Raw genomic sequence first — 15,409 nt, 5'->3', positions numbered from 1 at the left:
CTCACACTCCGCTTGCGATCAGCCGCGTGGTGCGCGGGATCGCCACAATGGCATCGTCATGGACCAGCACGACATCGATGCCGCGCGGGAACAGGGCTTCGTTGATCGCAAGCCGCTGGAACAGGTCGCGCGGCTTGATCATCGCCTGCAGCACGGCGCTGCCGTCGATGCCGGGCCCTTTCAGCTCGAAGGCCGGCCCCTGCGACAGGCTGTCGACCTGCAGGATCAGCGTGGTCGACCGGTCAGGATATTCGCTGCTGCCGAATGCGAAGCGATCGAGCGCCGGCAGGCTCGCGGCATCGCCGATCAAAGCGAAGCTCGCGATCGAGGAATCGGCCACCACCGGCGCGCTGGCGTGAAACTTCAGCCAGCGGGCGACGTCCGGCGTCGCCGACATCGCAGCGTCAAGCCAGATCGGCGTGTCGTGATCGAACAGCGTCAGCGCGATCGCGGCCGAGCCGCGCATCATGCCGGCGGGCGTTCCCACGCTCGCGGCGACGCGCTGCACGCTGCCCGGGCGCGCCATCGCATCCATCACGGAACGGAAAGTCGATTGCGCCGACAGCACCTTGTCGGCAAAGCCCGCGGGCATTTCGGCAATCGTCGTCATTGCATCATCCCTCACCGCGCACCATCGTGTAGAAATCGACCCGCGTCGCCGCGGTTTCCGCCGCCTTGCGGCCGCGTTCGGCGTTCATGGCGACGCGCAGCGGCGCGATCACCTTGACCTCCACCTCGCCGGACAGTTCCGCCGACTGCACCATGGCATCGCACAGCGCGATCATCTGCGCCTTCCGCGCGTCGCGGCCGAGCGTGTAGCCGAAGCCGACCTCGCCGGTCGCAAGCCGCACCGCCGCGCGCGACACCGTCGCCTCGCCGAGATTGAACGGCGCACCGTCGCCGCCGATCCGCCCACGCAGCATCACAAGGCCGTTTTCCGGCTCACGCAGGTTCTCATGCGCGGGCACCGCGATCGCCGCCAGCCTGCCGGCGATATCAGCAGCGGCGGCGTGCGCCAGCACCGTCATCGCGGCCTTGCGCTGGGCCTGTTTGCTGTTTGGTCCGGTCGAACTCATGGGCAAACCTTTGGGCAACCTTGCTTGCATCAAGTTGTCTATGATACTAGACAACTTGATAGCGGAGCGCCATGACTGTTTCGTGACAAACCAAAGATTTCTGGTATCACCGCGCCATGAGCATGCAGGAAAGTTCCGGCGTCGCCTTGTGGCGGCAGGTCGCCGACGGCATCGAGCGCGGCATCGCTGACGGCCGCTTCGCCGCCGGCGAAAAGCTGCCCGGCGAGATGGAGATCGCCGAGACGTACCGGGTCAACCGGCACACCGTGCGGCGGGCGCTCGCCGCATTGGCGGAGCGCGGCCTGGTGCGCGCGGAACGCGGTAGCGGCACCTATGTCGAAGCCCAGCGCCTCGCCTATCCCTTGCGCTCACGCACGCGATTTTCCGAGATCGTCGGCGCCGGCGGTCACGAGCCGCGCGGCCAGCTGATCGATGCGAGCAGCGACACCGCCAATCGCGAGATTGCGCGCGAGCTCGGCCTGAAGATCGGTGCGCCGCTGATCCGGATCGAAGCGGTGCGGCTCGCCGACCGGACGCCGATCTGCGTCTCCACCACCTGGCTGTCGGCCGAGCGGTTTCCCGATGCCGGCAGCGTGTTCGCCAACGTCCGCTCGATGACGAAGCTGCTCGGGCATTACGGCGTCAAGGACTACCACCGCGCCTCGACCCGGATCACCGCGGCGATCGTCGATGCGACCGACGCCGCGCGGCTCGACCTGCCGCTGGGACGGCCGGTGCTGGTGGTCGACGCCACCGACGTCGACATGCTGGACCAGCCGCTGGTGACCAAGCGCTCGCGCTTCGCCGCCGAGCGCGTGGAGTTTCTGGTCGAGAACGGTTGATCTTTCTCTGCTCCCTCGCCCCGCTCTTGCGGGGAGAGGGTCGGGGTGAGGGGCTGTCTCCGCGAATCCTGGAAGCTGTGAGTACGCCGAGAGTCCCCTCACCCGGAATTTGCGCTACGCGAAAACTCCGGCCTCTCCCCGCGCGCGGGGAGAGGCGAAAGAGAAGCTACACCACCGCCCTTTGCCCGATGATCGCAAAGCGCAGCTTGCTCGAGATGAAGTCGATCGCGGCAACCGCGATCAGGATCATCAGGATCAGGAACGATACTTTCTGCCATTCCAGCACGCGGATCTGTTCGGCAAGCTGCAAGCCGATGCCGCCCGCGCCGACGATGCCGATGATGGTCGCCGAACGCGTGTTCGACTCGATGAAGTAGAGCACCTGCCCGGCGATCACGGGCAGCACCTGCGGCAGCAGGCCGAAGCGAATCTCGTGCAGCGCATTGCCGCCGGACGCGCGGATACCCTCGACCTGCTTGCGATCCGCGGCCTCGATCGCCTCCGAGAACAACTTTCCGAACGCACCGAAGTCCGACACCATGATCGCCAGCACGCCGGCGAACGGACCGAGGCCGACGACGTTGATCCAGACCAGCGCCCAGATCAGCGTATCGACGCCGCGGATCGAGTCCAGGAAGCGGCACACCGGAAAGCGGATCAGGTTCGAGGGGATGATGTTGCGCGCCGCCAGCAGGCTGACCGGGAGTGCCAAAACCGCGGCAAGCGTGGTGCCGAGCACCGCGATCGACAGCGTCTCGCCGAGCGCCTGCATGTAGAGCGGGAACGACGAGCCCGGATTCGGCGGGAGCATCAGCATGGTGATCCAGCCGAGCTGGCCGAGGCCCGCGATCAGCCTGGACGGCGAGAAATCGAGATCAACCAGTCCGAACACGAAGATCGCGAGCGCCGCCACGATCATGGCCGGCATCGCCAGCCGTGCCGATGTGGGACGTTCGAAGACGTCGGGGTACTTCGCGCGCAGTTCCGCGGTGTCCGGCCTCGGCATCTGGCTCATCGACGGGTCTCCTTGCCGAACAGCCGGCCGCGCAGCCAGCCGGTCGAGATGTCGATGATGAAGACGGTGACGATGATGGTGATGAGGATGGCGCTGACGTCGGAATAGTAGAACTTGCGGATCGCGACCACCAGCTCCTGGCCGATGCCGCCGGCGCCGACGAAGCCCATCACCGACGCCTCGCGGACGTTGATCTCGAAGCGCAGCAGCGCATAGCTGGCATAGCCGGCCGAGACCTGCGGCAGCACGGCAAAGCGCATGCAGGACAGCCAGCTCGCGCCGGTGGAGCGGATGCCCTCGACCGGCTTCATGTCGGCATTCTCGACGATCTCGGCGAACAGCTTGCCGAGCGCCCCGGTGGTGTGGATCGCGATCGCCAGCACGCCGGCCATCGGCCCGAGGCCGAACGCGATCACGAAGATCAGCGCGAACACGATGCCGGGGACGGTGCGCGCGAATTCCAGCAGGCGGCGGATCGTGAAACGTACCCATGGGCCCGGCGACGTATTCTGGGCCGCGAAGAAATTGAGCGCGAAGGCGAGCACCGCACCCGTCAGCGTGCCGACATAGCTGATCAGGATCGTCTCGCCGAGCATCTTCAGCCACTTATGCCAACCCCAGAACCATTCGGCGGGATCGGTCCAGACCCGCGCGCCGGAATCCAGCGTCAGGATGCGATCGAAATAGCTGACGAAATTGCCGAAATAGGTGAACAGCGTGCGCAGGTTCACTTCCGCGCCGAACGCCGCGATCACCAGCACCGCACAGAATGCCGCCGTTGCCAGCGCGGCCTTCAACCGCTTGCGTGCGACGGACTTGCGGTAGGCGTCCTCCAGCGTCGCCAGTTGCTGCGCTGGAAGAATGGATACGGCGGTCGCCATCGACGCGTGCCAGTCCGGTTCGGAGTTGAGTGGAGAGAAAGGGCCGGGCTATACGCCCGGCCCTCGTGACGTCAGGCGTGCGATCAGCTCGCCTTCTTGCGCAAACCGTCGACGAACTTGATCAGCTCGATGGTGCCGTCCCAATCCTTGGTGGTGGCGGGATGGAAGCCCTTCTTCTGACCGTCGGACAGACGGTCGAAGGCGGCCTTGTCCTTGGTCGGAGCGTCGAAGAAGGCCTTTGCGATCGCAGCCTTCAGGTCCTCCGGAAGATCGGTGTTGTACGCATAGGGGCCGTTGATGATCAGCGCCGACTTGTGGATGATGCGGAAATCATCCTTCTTCATCGCCGAGCCGTCGGCATTCTTCAGCATGCCCTTGGTCAGCATCTGGGCGAGCGTGGAATCGTCCTCGTTGGTCCACTGGTTGGCGGCCACATCAACGGTTCCCTGCGACAGCGCCAGGACGGCGTTCTCGTGGCTGCCGGTGAACACGACCTTGCCGAAATAGCCTTCGGCGTTCGCGATGCCCATCTTGTTGAGTTCGAAGCGCGGCACGTTGTTGCCGGACGTCGAGTTCGGATCGACCAGGCCGAGATTCTTGCCCTTCAGGTCCTCGACGGTCTTGTACGGGCTCGACGCCTTGACGAAGAACACCGAGTAATAGCCGGTCGAACCGTCGGCGTTCATATCGTTGGCGAACGCGTCGGTCTTGACGCCGGTCAAGCGCGCGCGAGAGAACGAGGCCGAGCCGTAGCTGGCGATCTGGATGTTGCCGGCGCGCTGGCCTTCGATGACGGCGGCGTAGTCGTTGGCGATGCGCAGTGTGACCTTCACGCCGAGTTCCTTCGACAGATACGCCACGAACGGCGTCCAGCGCTCGGTGACGCCGGAGGCGTTCTCGGCCGGCACCACCGCGAAGGTGAGCTCCGGATACTTTGCCTTCCAGTCCTGCGCGGAGGCCGAACCGGCAAATGCCAGCGCGGCGGCGCCAGCCAGAATGATGCGACGAGTGAACATGACTACCCCTCTTTTGTTGTAGTTGCACCTGTTGGCCGGGCAAAATGCCCGGCCTCCCAGATTGAAAAATGCGCGACGCTCAGGCCGCGGCTGCGGTGCCGAGTGCCGGCGCAGTTGCACCGTCGGGCGCGGGCAGCGGTGCTGCGCCGATGACGTCATTGGCCTCGAGGTCATAGAGCTCGCGGGCGATATGGTCGGTGAGCGCCGCGGGGGCGCCATCGAACACCACGCGACCTGCGGCCATGCCGACCAGGCGGTCGCAATAGGTCCGCGCCAGGTCGAGCGAGTGCAGATTGCAAAGCACCGTGATGCCGAAATGCTTGTTGATGCGCAGCAGCGCGTCCATCACGATCTTGGTGTTGCGCGGATCGAGCGAGGCGATCGGCTCGTCGGCGAGAATGATGTCGGGCTCCTGCACCAGCGCGCGGGCGATCGCGACGCGTTGCTGCTGGCCGCCGGAGAGCTGGTCGGCGCGCTGTGCCGCCAGCTGGGCGATGTCGAATTGCTCGAGCGCCGACAGCGCGAGCGCCCTGTCCTGCTCCGGCCAGACCTGCGCCAGCGAGCGCCATGACGGGATCTGGGCCAGCCGGCCCATCAGCACATTGGTCAGCACATCAAGGCGGCCGACCAGATTGAACTGCTGGAAGATCATCGCCGAGCGCGCGCGCCACCGCCGCAGTTCCTTGCCGCGCAACGCGGTGACGTCGGTGCCTTCGAACAGGATACGGCCGGAGGTCGGATCGGCGAGACGGTTGATCATCCGCAGCAGCGTCGACTTGCCAGCGCCGGAGCGGCCGATCACGCCGACAAAGCTGCCCGGCGCGATCGAAAAGGACGCGTTGTCGACTGCGGCTTTCATGCCGAAACGGCACGTCAAACCTTCCACCACCAGCATGTAATGCTCCAACCGCGCCTCGTTGGGCCATCGCTATCCCCGGCGTTTTACAGTTATGTGACGACAGCGCTGCGGTGCGGCGATCGTCCACACCCCTCCCTTGTCGCTCCCTTGCCGTCATCGCAACGTCATGATGTTGTCATCAAGCATCCCGATGACGAGCGCGCATCCCCCGGAAGCCCAAGATTCTTGAAGATTTGCGGAGGCCCTGATGGCCGGAAAAACACTCTCGGTTGTGCCGACCGTCGACCCGACCGCGTCGGTCCGTGAGAGCAGGCTCGGCAAATATACCGAGGTCGGCGCGCGCACGATCCTGCTTGAAGTCAGCATGGATGACTATTCCTACGTCGTGAACGACAGCCAGATCACCTACACCTCGATCGGCAAGTTTTGCTCGATCGCGGCGATGACCCGCATCAACCCCGGCAACCACCCGATGCATCGCGCGACTCAAGCGCACTTCACCTACCGCGCCAGCGCGTATTTCCCTGGAGAGAGCGACGACACCGACTTCTTCAACTGGCGACGTGCGCATCACGTGCATATCGGCCATGACGTCTGGATCGGTCATGGTGCGATCCTGTTACCAGGACGGAACATCGGAACCGGCGCCGTCGTCGCCGCCGGCGCGATCGTGACCAAGGACGTTCCCGCCTACACCATCGTGGCCGGTAATCCGGCGCGGCCGGTGAAGCGGCGCTTCTCCGAGACGATCGCCGACCGCCTCGCCGCGCTCGCATGGTGGGACTGGGATCACGAGACGCTCCGCCGCGTCCTGCCCGACTTTCGCAAGCTCGCGGTCGAGGAATTCCTCGACAAGCATGAGGCCGAGGCCGTATCCCAATCGCAAGCCAAACAACGGAGCGCCGCATCGTGACGGACATTTTCATCGAGGGCGGGCGCACGCTGGTTGACGGCGCCTTGGTCGAGACCTCGCTGCGGACCGCTGGTCGCGACATCGGCGCGCTCGACGCCGAGCAGGGTCGCGCCGCGCTTCACATCGATGCCAGCGGCCTCCTGGTGCTGCCCGGCATCATCGACCTGCATGGCGATGCGTTCGAGCGGCAGATAATGCCGCGCCCCGGCGTCGACTTCCCGACCGACGTGGCGCTTGTTGACAGCGACCGGCAGGCGATCGCCAACGGCATCACCACCGTGTTTCACGGCACGACCTGGTCGTGGGAGCCCGGCCTGCGCAGCGCGGAGAATGCGCGCAAGCTGCTCGATGCGATCGAGGCGCTGCGGCCGCAGCTCGCCGCCGACACCCGCTTCCATCTGCGCCACGAGACCCACAATCTCGAGGCCGAGGCCGAGATCATTCAATGGCTCAGTGAAGGCCGCATCGACCTGTTCGCCTTCAACGACCACAGCAACGTCAAGCCGAAGAAGCGCAACCAGCTGGCCGAGCGCACCGGGCTCTCCGTCGAGGCCGTCAACGACATGCTCGACCGGGTCGTGGCGCGCCGCCCCGAGGTGCCCGCCTCGATCGCGCGACTGGCTGCCGCCGCGCGCGGGGCCGATATCCGCATGCTCTCGCATGACGACAACAGCCCGGCGATGCGCCAGGAGTTTCGCGCGCTGGGCGCTGTGATCGCCGAATTCCCTGTCAACGAGGAGACCGCGCGCGACGCCGCGGCGGCGGGCGATTTCATCGTGTTCGGCGCGCCCAATGTGGTGCGCGGCGGCAGCCATACCGGCTGGACCAAGGCATCCGACATGATCGCACAGGGCCTCTGCTCGGTGCTGGCGTCGGACTATTACTATCCGGCGCAGCTGCTCGCGGCGTTCCGCCTCGCCGCCGACGGGATCCTGCCGCTCGCCAGGGCCTGGGACCTGATCTCGTCGGCGCCGGCCCGCGCGGCAGGGCTCGCCGACCGCGGCGTGCTCGCCGCGGGTCGCCGTGCCGACATCATCGTCGTCGACGACAAGGTGCCGCTGCGGCCGCGCATTATCGCCGTAATAGCGGCCGGACGGCTGGTGCATCTGGCGGACGCGAGCTGCCTCGTTCATTCACTCGCGCCGCGCAAGACGGTTGCGGCGGCGTAGCCCAGTCCCATGGCCAGCACTCCGCGCTACGCGATCTATTATGCGCCGTCACCCGACAGCGTCCTGCACCACTTCGGTTCGACACTGCTCGGTTACGATGCGGTGTCGGGCGACGACCTGCCGTTTCCCGAGGGCGTCACGCCGGACTGGCGCGAGATCACCGAAGATCCGCGCAAGTATGGATTCCACGCCACGCTGAAAGCGCCCACCGCGCTCGCCGACGGTCGAAGCGAGGCCGAGCTTCTCGATGCCTGTGCCGCCTTCGCCGGCCGCGCGCGGCGCATTCCGGTGATCGAACCGGTGGTCGATGCGATCAGCGGCTTCATCGCGGTGATCCCGGCCAACCGCTCGGACGACCTGCAGCAGCTTGCCGCCGATTGCGTCACCGAATTCGACGCGTTCCGCGCGCCGCTGACGCCGGAAGATCGCGCGCGCCGCAGGCCAGAGAAACTCACCGCGCGGCAGTGCGACTATCTCGACCGCTGGGGCTATCCCTACGTCATGGAGGAGTTCCGCTTCCACATGACGCTGACAGGGCGGCTGAGCGACGAGCGGCGCGGCCCGATCGTGGCGCAGCTGCGCTCACGGTTCGCGGCGGTCGACCTCGCGCGGCTCGCAATCGACCGCATCGCGCTGTTCAAGCAGACCGACAGCGCATCGCGCTTCCGCATCATCGGCAGCTGGCCATTGCGAGCTGATCGGGATTAGGCCTCACACACCGGTGTCGCCCCGGCGAAAGCCGGGACCCATAACCACCGTCGGTAGTTGTTCAAGCGAGCTGCGGTCCCAGCATCGTCCCACAACCAACATTCGTGGTTATGGGTCCCGGCTTTCGCCGGGACGACGTGGGATGGATATCGCTATTCGTCGATCCGGGTGCGGGCGATGATCTCGGCGGCGCCCTTCTCCAGCAGCTCCATGCCCACGGCGCGGCCGAGTTCGCGCGGCCGGTCCGCCGGTCCGCGCCGCGTCACCTCAATGAAGCCGGCGCCGGCCTCGTCGAGCACGGAGGCGCGCAGCGTCATCTCGGCTCCCGCGAGCGTGGCGTGGCCCGCGATCGGTGAATTGCAATGACCGTTGAGCACCCACAGCACCTCGCGCTCGGCCTCGGCGGCGAGCCGCGACGGCACGTTGTCGATCCCGGCAAGCCGCGCACGCGTCGCCCAGTCGGTCTCGACGCATTCCACCGCGACAATGCCCTGGCCGACCGCCGGCAGCATCTCGCCGACCGAGAAATCATGCGCGATGCGCGCGGTCATGCCGATGCGCTCCAGGCCCGAGCGCGCCATCACCAGCGCATCCGCCGGCCCCACGTCGCCGCCACCGGGCAGCCGCTGCTTGTCGCCGCGATCGAGCTTGGCCACGCGCGTGTCGGCGGCGCCGCGATAATGGATCACGGTCGCTTCCGGAAACAGCCGGCGCAGATAGGCGGCGCGGCGGACGGCGTTGGTGCCGATCATGAAGCCCTTGCCGCGCGCGGCGCGTAGGGTGTCGAGCGACAGGCCGGGACGCAGCACGAGGCTGTCATTGGCGGCATCGCGCGCCAGCATCGCGGCGATGACGAGACCCGGCGTCTCCTCGTTGCCCGGCACGTCCTTCAGCGAATGCATCGCCGCCTGCAACGTGCCGGCGCGCATGGCTTCGCGGATCTCGGCGACGAAGGCGCCGCCCTTGCCGCCATGGCGCAACAGCTTGCTGGTCTGGTCCTGGTCGCCGCGGGTCTCGAACTTGACGATGTCGACGGCAAGGTCCGGCGCCGAAGCGCGCAGCAGGCGCGCGACCTCATCCGTCTGCGCGAGCGCCATCGCGCTCTTGCGCGTCCCAATCCGCAAAACCTGTCCCGACACGAAAGCTCCGCTGCGCGTGATCATCAACGGCTGGGGATTAGAACAAAAAGCCAGTCAAAACAACGGTTTTTGCCTCTCTTTGGCGATGCTCAGACGAGCACCTCGACAAGCTCCACCCCGGCCGCGCGCATCGCCGCGGTGGCGACGGCAAGCGAACCGCCGAGATCGATGGCGCGGCAGCCCGCCAGCACCACCGTGGTCTCGAAACCGAGCCGGCGCGCATCGAGCGCCGAATACTGCACGCAATAGTCCGTGGCGAGCCCCGCCATCACGATGCGCTTGAGGCCGCGCTCGCGCAGATAGCCGGCGAGCCCGGTCGGCGTCTTGCGGTCGTTCTCGAAGAACGCCGAATAGGAATCGATCGCGGACCGGAAGCCCTTGCGGATCACGAGCTCGGCCCGCTCGGTGGCGAGGTCGGGATGGAACGCGGCGCCCACGCTGCCCTGGACGCAATGATCCGGCCACAGCGTCTGCGGCCCATACGGCATGGCGATCTCGGAGAACGGCGCCGCGCCCGGATGCGAGGTCGCAAACGAGCTGTGGCCCGCCGGATGCCAGTCCTGGGTCAGCACGACATGGTCGAACCGCCCGGCGAGCCGGTTGACCACCGGCACGACGGCATCGCCGTCCGCGACCGCCAGCGCGCCGCCGGGGCAGAAATCGTTCTGCACGTCGATGACCAGCAACAGATCGTCGGGCGCAATCTTCATCAGGTGCCGATCCGCAACGATGCGCGCAGCTTGCGCAGACAGGCGATCACCGACAGCGCGGTGATGCGGCCGGTCTTCGGATTCTCTGAGGGAATGTTCTCGATCATCATCGAGAACCGCGCGGAATCGGAATCGACCTCGATCCGGTGGGTGTTACGGGTCACGGTCGGATCCGCCCAGATCTCGACCCTCGTGCGGTCGGGGCCGATGCCGGCCAGCGACAGCGCCACCGCGACGTTAAGGTTGGCCGGAAAACCCTTTGCGGCGTCGCGCGCACTGCCCTCGAAGATGCGCAGCGGCTCGGTGATGCCTTCGATCCGGATGTTGTTCTCGACCAGATGCGGCGCGCCGACGAGGCCCGCGACCGGCTTGCGCGTCACCAGCTTCGCCGAATGAATGGTCCCGATCGCCGCGGCGGTCACCGCATCGAGCCCGATCAGCGCGCCGGTCGGCACGATGATCTGGCCGCCATGGGCCTTCGCGAGATCGACGAGGTCCTCGTTCTGCAGCAGCGCGCCGACGCTGAGCACGACCGCGGTCTTGCCGCGCTCGACCACCGGCGCCACGATTGCGCGGACCAGCTTGCTCGGCGCGCATTCGACCACGATGTCGGCAATCTCGGCCAGCTGCTCGATCGGCACCAGCTTCGGCGCAGACTTGAGCTCCGCCACCCAGCCGCGATGCTTGTCCGGGCTGTTCGCCGACACCGCAACCAGCGTCAGACCCTCGATGCCCTGATCCAGCGCCTTGACGACGTCGGTGCCGATCGCGCCGAGGCCGGCGACCGCAACCCGTGTCCTTGTCTTGCTGTCAGCCATCATTTCCCGCCGGCGAGCATCTTGACCAGGCGATAGAGATACTCTTCGCCCTCGTAGAACGACTTGACGAGCACGCGCTCGTCCTTGCCATGGATACGGTTGTCGTCGACATCGGCGGCCAGCCCGGAGTGACCATAGGTCGGAATCCCCGCGTTACGCAGATAGCTGCCGTCGGTCGCGCCGGTGCTCATGACCGGAAAGATCGACGCATCCGGCCAGAACTCCTTCGACAGCTTCTCGATCGAACCCATGATCTCCTCGTTGAGGGGCGACGGCGGGCTCAGCACGGCCTTGCCGGTCGGAGCCACCGCGATCTCCTTGTCGGCGAGCACGCGCTCGATCGTCGCCTGCACGCCCTCGACCGGCTCGCCGGGCAGGATCCGGCAGTTCACCTTGGCGGTCGCCAGCTGCGGCAGCGCGTTGATGGCGTGGCCGCCCTCCAGCATGGTCGCAACGCAGGTGGTGCGGAGCTGCGCATTATAGCCCGGATTCTCCGACAATCGCGCCAGCGCCGCCGGGTCGGGCTGCGGCGCCAGGATCGCCCTGATGTCGTCGGCATGCGACGTGTCGACCTCGGCGGTCTTGGTGAAATAGATCCGGGTGGTCTCGTTGAGGTTCATCGGGAAGCTGTAATTGGAGAGCCGCACGAGGCCTTCGGCGAGGTGATAGATCGCATTGTCCTTGCGCGGCAGCGACGAGTGGCCGCCGCGATCCTTCACCGTGAGCTGGTAGCCGATCGAGACCTTCTCGCTGGTCTGCACGCTGTTGCGGATCGCCTTGCCGTTCTTGAGACCGACGCCGCCGCCTTCATTGAGCGCGAACTCGGCATCGATCAGATCGCGGTGGTTCTTGATCAGCCACTGCATGCCGAGACCGTTGGCATCGAGGATCTCCTCGTCGGTCTCGAGCGCGACGATGATGTCGCGATCGGGCTTGTAGCCCTCCTTCTTGTAGCGGATCAGATTGGTGATGAAGGCGGACGCCATGTATTTGTCGTCGCTGGAGCCGCGGCCGTAGAAATAGCCGTCCTGCTCGGTGAGCTTGAACGGATCGACCGACCAATCCTCGCGGTTGGCGGGGACGACGTCGATATGGGCGACCAGAAGGATCGGCTTGCGCGCGCCGGAGCCGTGCAGCCGCGCCACCAGATTGCCCTTGTGCGGCGCCGGCGAGAACACGTGGACGTCGGCCTCGGGGAAACCCGCCGCGCGGAGCCGCGCGCCCATCGCCTCCGCCGCCTTCTGGGTATCGCCGGTCGCGGTGGTCGTGTTGATCTCGACCAGCTCCCGGTAGATGCCGCGGGCGAATTGCTGCTGCTCGGTCAGCCCCTGCGCCGCGGCGCCGGCTGCCAGCAGCACCGGACCGAGCGCCGCCGCGAGCCGCAGCAATCGAACCGTGTCTCTAGCCTTGTGCGACATCGTACTCTCCCAGAATTCCGCCGCCTGATCGGAGACGAATTCAGACAGGCGACACGCGCTTTGGCAAGACGGCGAGCCCTTCAATTTCCGCGCGCATGCTCCGCAGTTTCGCGCACGCTATTTGCAGTCCTTATTTCGAGTCCTTGGCCGCGATCACCTCGATCTCGACCAGGAATCCGGGATTGGCGAGCGCGGCGACGCCGACCACCGAGCGCGCCGGCAGGTTCGGCTGGCTGCCGCCGAAGAACTGGGTGTAGCCCTCCATGAAGGCCTTGAAGTCCATCGGCGCGGATGCGTTGTGTACCAGGAATACCTGCATCTTGACGACGTCGCCCATGCCAAGGCCCTGGCCTTCCAGAATGGTCTTGATGCGGTTGAGCACGCCGACGGTCTGCGTCCTGGTATCGCCATAGGCCTGCGGGCTCGACGGATCGGCGTCCTTGTTGATCGCCGGCGGCACCTGGCCGCTGACATAGACGGTCGTGGTGTTGCCGGTGACGGTCACGGCCTGCGCGATCGGGAATGTCGAGTTGGGAATCGGATGCCTGACCACATCCGCGCAGGCGACCGTCGCCACCGCGGATAGCGCCGCGCCCAGTGCGATAGTTGCTAATCTCATGATTTCTCCATTACTCGATAGAAGCTCGTGCGGCACACATCGTTCATTTCGTCATTCCGGGGCGCGCGCAGCGCGAACCCGGAATCTCGAAGTTGCGGAACTCCGAGTACATCACCTCTGGATTCCGGGTTCGCGGGCCTTGCCCACGCCCCGGAATGACGGAAACGGCGCCTCTAGCGGCGGGCGTCCTGGACATCCTTGGTCGTCACCGCATCCTCATAGTTATTGCTGAAGTGCGTCCGCAGATAATTCACAACGGCGGCGATCTGACCATCGGTCATCATGTCGCCGAACGCCGGCATGCCGCGGCGGCCATTGATGACCAGGAAGACCGGATAGCTGGCGGCCTCGAGATTCTTGTTCCCGGCCAGCGACGGGTAGCTGCCCGCCCCGCTGGCGCCCGTCGCATCCGGCATGTGGCAGCCCTGGCACACATTGGCGAACAGTTCCTCGCCGGTCATCTCGACGAAGCGGTAGCCCGAAGAGAAGGTGCGCTTGCCCGCGCCGCTGTCCTGCCCAAGGGCTGCCGTCGCCGACAGCAGCGCCAGGGCGGCGACGACGGATGTGGCCGTCCGCATCATCATGTCTTCACCACGCGTTCGTGCAGCCGGGAGATGACGTCGAGCGCGGACAGGATGGCGCCCTCCTGCCAGGCGGGCAGCTGCGAGGCGTGCTCGCCCGCCAGCACGATACGGCCGTCGATCTGGCAGAGATTGCGGTAATGCTGCGCGCGGGTGGCTTCGGTCCATTCGCCGGCGCAGCCGAGCGTGAACGGCACGCGATGCCAGACCACCGCGACGCCGTTCTCGAATTCGTTCCTGTACTGCGGATGGATTGCGGCGCCGAACTCGACCGCGCTGGCGACCCGCTCGACCGGCGTCATCGCGGTGAACTCGAACGAATTGGCACCGCCATACATGTAGGCGCCGAGCAGGATGCCGCGGCCGCCGCGGTTGAAGTCATAGTTCGGATAGGCGATCTGCCGGATCGGCAGGTCGGTATAGCTGATGCCGCCATAGATCGCGTCATCCTCCTCCCAGAACCGCCGCTTGAACTGCAGGCCGATCTTCACCGAGGCGGCATAGGGCACGGAGTCGATCGCACTCTTCATCGGCGCGCTGACATCGACCGGCAACTGGCTCAGGATCGGCAACGGGATGGTGCAGATGCACCAGTCGGCGGTCGCCTGCTGCACCGTCGATGGACTGGCGGTGTCGACATAGCTCACGGTGACGCCGGAGCCGTTCTGCTGGATCTGCGTCACCTTGGCGCCATAGCGGATGAGATCGCCGACCTCGCGCGCGAACGCCTTGCCGATCATGTCCATGCCGCCGACCGGCTGGAACATGGTGGTCTGGAAATCGTAGCGCGCAAACGTCTGCAGATAGCGCCACATCCGCGACCGCAGCAGCTCCTGCAGCGGGATCGGGTCGCTGGGCAGCGGATCGCCCATCAAGCCGCCGCCGGGATCGCGCGCATAACCGCGGAACTCGGCCGACACGAGGTTGGCATTGTACTTGTAGTCGCGATCCAGCGCGCCCCAGTCGCGCAGCGACTGCAGCAGGATCTCCTGATCTTCCTTGCCGACGGTCTCGTCGAGCCGGCCCTGCTGGGTGATCTTTGCGAGCAGCTCCGAGACCCCGCCCTGGAAATCCGCCTTGATGCTGCGAAAGCGCTGCGGCTTGCCGCCGAATGCACGCGTCGCGTGCAGATAGGCGTTGTGGTTGAGCTGGATGAAGGGTTCCAGTGTCACATTGAGCCGGCGGCAGTAATCGAGCAGCGCACGGTGATGATAGGGAATCCGCCACGGCCCGGGATTGAGATAGAGCCCCTGCTCGAACTGGCTGGTCTGCCTGAAGCCGCCGAGCTCGACAAAGCTGTCGCCGCCGCGGATCGACCAGTTGCGGCCGCCGGCGCGGCTGTTGAATTCGAGGATCTGGACCTTGTAGCCGGCCTTGCGCAGCTCCAGCGCCGCCGTCATCCCGGCAAGCCCCGCGCCGAGAATCAGCACCGAGGCGCCCTTCACATCGCCCGCGAGCTTGAGCGGCCCCTTGTAGGCGGATTCGGACGCGAAGCCGAGGCTCGTCATCGCGTGATACATCGCCGAACTGCCGGCAATGGTGCCAATCAGCGCCAGCAGATCACGCCGCCTGATCACAGATTCGTTCTGCACCCGCGCTCACCCAGCCGCTGACGTCGATGGCGAAGGGAAACGGTTGACGCGAT

General features: G+C 66.1%; 17 protein-coding genes. 4 read left to right on the top strand and 13 right to left on the bottom strand.

The features are described from left to right. Nucleotide 1 precedes the first annotated feature (1 nt). Together phnH and phnG are read right to left on the bottom strand one after the other, a co-directional pair. A complete protein-coding gene (gene phnH / locus ACVIHF_RS05190; RefSeq protein ID WP_076829005.1) occupies nucleotides 2-610 on the bottom strand; it encodes a phosphonate C-P lyase system protein PhnH in 609 nt (202 codons plus the stop codon). Between the two features lie 4 nt (nucleotides 611-614). After that, nucleotides 615-1,076 carry a phosphonate C-P lyase system protein PhnG gene (phnG, locus tag ACVIHF_RS05185; RefSeq protein WP_253603171.1) on the bottom strand — a complete coding sequence of 154 codons (462 nt, stop codon included), beginning with the start codon at nucleotides 1,074-1,076 and terminating at the stop codon, nucleotides 615-617. Between the two features lie 116 nt (nucleotides 1,077-1,192). Here phnG and phnF point away from each other — a divergent pair, with 116 nt between their 5' ends. After that, a complete protein-coding gene (gene phnF, locus ACVIHF_RS05180; RefSeq protein ID WP_028334541.1) occupies nucleotides 1,193-1,918 on the top strand; it encodes a phosphonate metabolism transcriptional regulator PhnF in 726 nt (241 codons plus the stop codon). Between the two features lie 166 nt (nucleotides 1,919-2,084). On the opposite strand, the gene phnE (ACVIHF_RS05175) is transcribed toward phnF, so the two are convergent. From phnE (ACVIHF_RS05175) to phnC, 4 genes are all read right to left on the bottom strand, one after another. Beyond that, a complete protein-coding gene (gene phnE / locus ACVIHF_RS05175) occupies nucleotides 2,085-2,933 on the bottom strand; it encodes a phosphonate ABC transporter, permease protein PhnE (RefSeq protein WP_456791843.1) in 849 nt (282 codons plus the stop codon). Continuing rightward, nucleotides 2,930-3,814 carry a phosphonate ABC transporter, permease protein PhnE gene (gene phnE / locus ACVIHF_RS05170; protein ID WP_050387861.1) on the bottom strand — a complete coding sequence of 295 codons (885 nt, stop codon included), beginning with the start codon at nucleotides 3,812-3,814 and terminating at the stop codon, nucleotides 2,930-2,932. Before phnE (ACVIHF_RS05170) ends, phnE (ACVIHF_RS05175) begins: the two co-directional genes overlap by 4 nt. 83 nt (nucleotides 3,815-3,897) lie before the next feature. Then, entirely contained in the window at nucleotides 3,898-4,830 is a 933-nt protein-coding gene (phnD, locus tag ACVIHF_RS05165; RefSeq protein WP_028334544.1) for a phosphonate ABC transporter substrate-binding protein, read from the bottom strand. Between the two features lie 79 nt (nucleotides 4,831-4,909). Continuing rightward, the gene (phnC, locus tag ACVIHF_RS05160; RefSeq protein ID WP_456791842.1) at nucleotides 4,910-5,725 is read right to left on the bottom strand and encodes a phosphonate ABC transporter ATP-binding protein; all 816 of its coding nucleotides are present in this window, start codon (nucleotides 5,723-5,725) and stop codon (nucleotides 4,910-4,912) included. Nucleotides 5,726-5,936: 211 nt separating this feature from the next. Between phnC and ACVIHF_RS05155 the strand changes: the two genes are divergently transcribed. From ACVIHF_RS05155 to ACVIHF_RS05145, 3 genes are read left to right on the top strand one after another with little or no spacing between them, the layout of a single operon-like run. After that, nucleotides 5,937-6,602: a chloramphenicol acetyltransferase gene (locus ACVIHF_RS05155; RefSeq protein WP_456791841.1), complete on the top strand. Its 666-nt coding sequence runs from the start codon at nucleotides 5,937-5,939 to the stop codon at nucleotides 6,600-6,602. Further along, nucleotides 6,599-7,771 carry an alpha-D-ribose 1-methylphosphonate 5-triphosphate diphosphatase gene (locus ACVIHF_RS05150; RefSeq protein ID WP_456791840.1) on the top strand — a complete coding sequence of 391 codons (1,173 nt, stop codon included), beginning with the start codon at nucleotides 6,599-6,601 and terminating at the stop codon, nucleotides 7,769-7,771. Before ACVIHF_RS05155 ends, ACVIHF_RS05150 begins: the two co-directional genes overlap by 4 nt. Nucleotides 7,772-7,780: 9 nt before the next feature. After that, entirely contained in the window at nucleotides 7,781-8,479 is a 699-nt protein-coding gene (locus tag ACVIHF_RS05145; protein WP_456791839.1) for a DUF1045 domain-containing protein, read from the top strand. A 152-nt stretch (nucleotides 8,480-8,631) separates the two neighbouring features. Here the strand turns inward: ACVIHF_RS05145 and hemC are convergent, their stop codons facing one another. The 7 genes from hemC to ACVIHF_RS05110 form a co-directional block, all read right to left on the bottom strand. Then, entirely contained in the window at nucleotides 8,632-9,642 is a 1,011-nt protein-coding gene (gene hemC, locus ACVIHF_RS05140; RefSeq protein ID WP_456791838.1) for a hydroxymethylbilane synthase, read from the bottom strand. Nucleotides 9,643-9,707: 65 nt separating this feature from the next. Next, entirely contained in the window at nucleotides 9,708-10,328 is a 621-nt protein-coding gene (gene pncA, locus ACVIHF_RS05135; protein ID WP_456791837.1) for a bifunctional nicotinamidase/pyrazinamidase, read from the bottom strand. Further along, nucleotides 10,328-11,146, bottom strand: coding sequence for an aspartate dehydrogenase (locus ACVIHF_RS05130; protein ID WP_456791836.1), 819 nt, complete (start codon nucleotides 11,144-11,146; stop codon nucleotides 10,328-10,330). The genes pncA and ACVIHF_RS05130 overlap by 1 nt, the downstream gene beginning before the upstream one ends. Then, complete coding sequence (locus tag ACVIHF_RS05125; RefSeq protein WP_456791835.1) at nucleotides 11,146-12,564, bottom strand: M20/M25/M40 family metallo-hydrolase; 1,419 nt, start codon at nucleotides 12,562-12,564, stop codon at nucleotides 11,146-11,148. The genes ACVIHF_RS05130 and ACVIHF_RS05125 overlap by 1 nt, the downstream gene beginning before the upstream one ends. Before the next feature lie 130 nt (nucleotides 12,565-12,694). After that, nucleotides 12,695-13,183, bottom strand: a complete 489-nt coding sequence (locus ACVIHF_RS05120) for a Rid family hydrolase (RefSeq protein ID WP_310883203.1) — start codon at nucleotides 13,181-13,183, stop codon at nucleotides 12,695-12,697. Between the two features lie 173 nt (nucleotides 13,184-13,356). Continuing rightward, nucleotides 13,357-13,761: a c-type cytochrome gene (locus ACVIHF_RS05115; protein WP_456791834.1), complete on the bottom strand. Its 405-nt coding sequence runs from the start codon at nucleotides 13,759-13,761 to the stop codon at nucleotides 13,357-13,359. A 2-nt stretch (nucleotides 13,762-13,763) separates the two neighbouring features. Next, entirely contained in the window at nucleotides 13,764-15,356 is a 1,593-nt protein-coding gene (locus ACVIHF_RS05110; RefSeq protein WP_456791833.1) for an FAD-dependent oxidoreductase, read from the bottom strand. Between the last annotated feature and the right edge of the window lie 53 nt (nucleotides 15,357-15,409).

It is taken from the genome of Bradyrhizobium sp. USDA 4506, assembly GCF_054058795.1.
The sequence above is the reverse complement of the archived record's forward strand: the minus strand, read 5'-3'. Positions and strand labels throughout refer to the sequence as shown.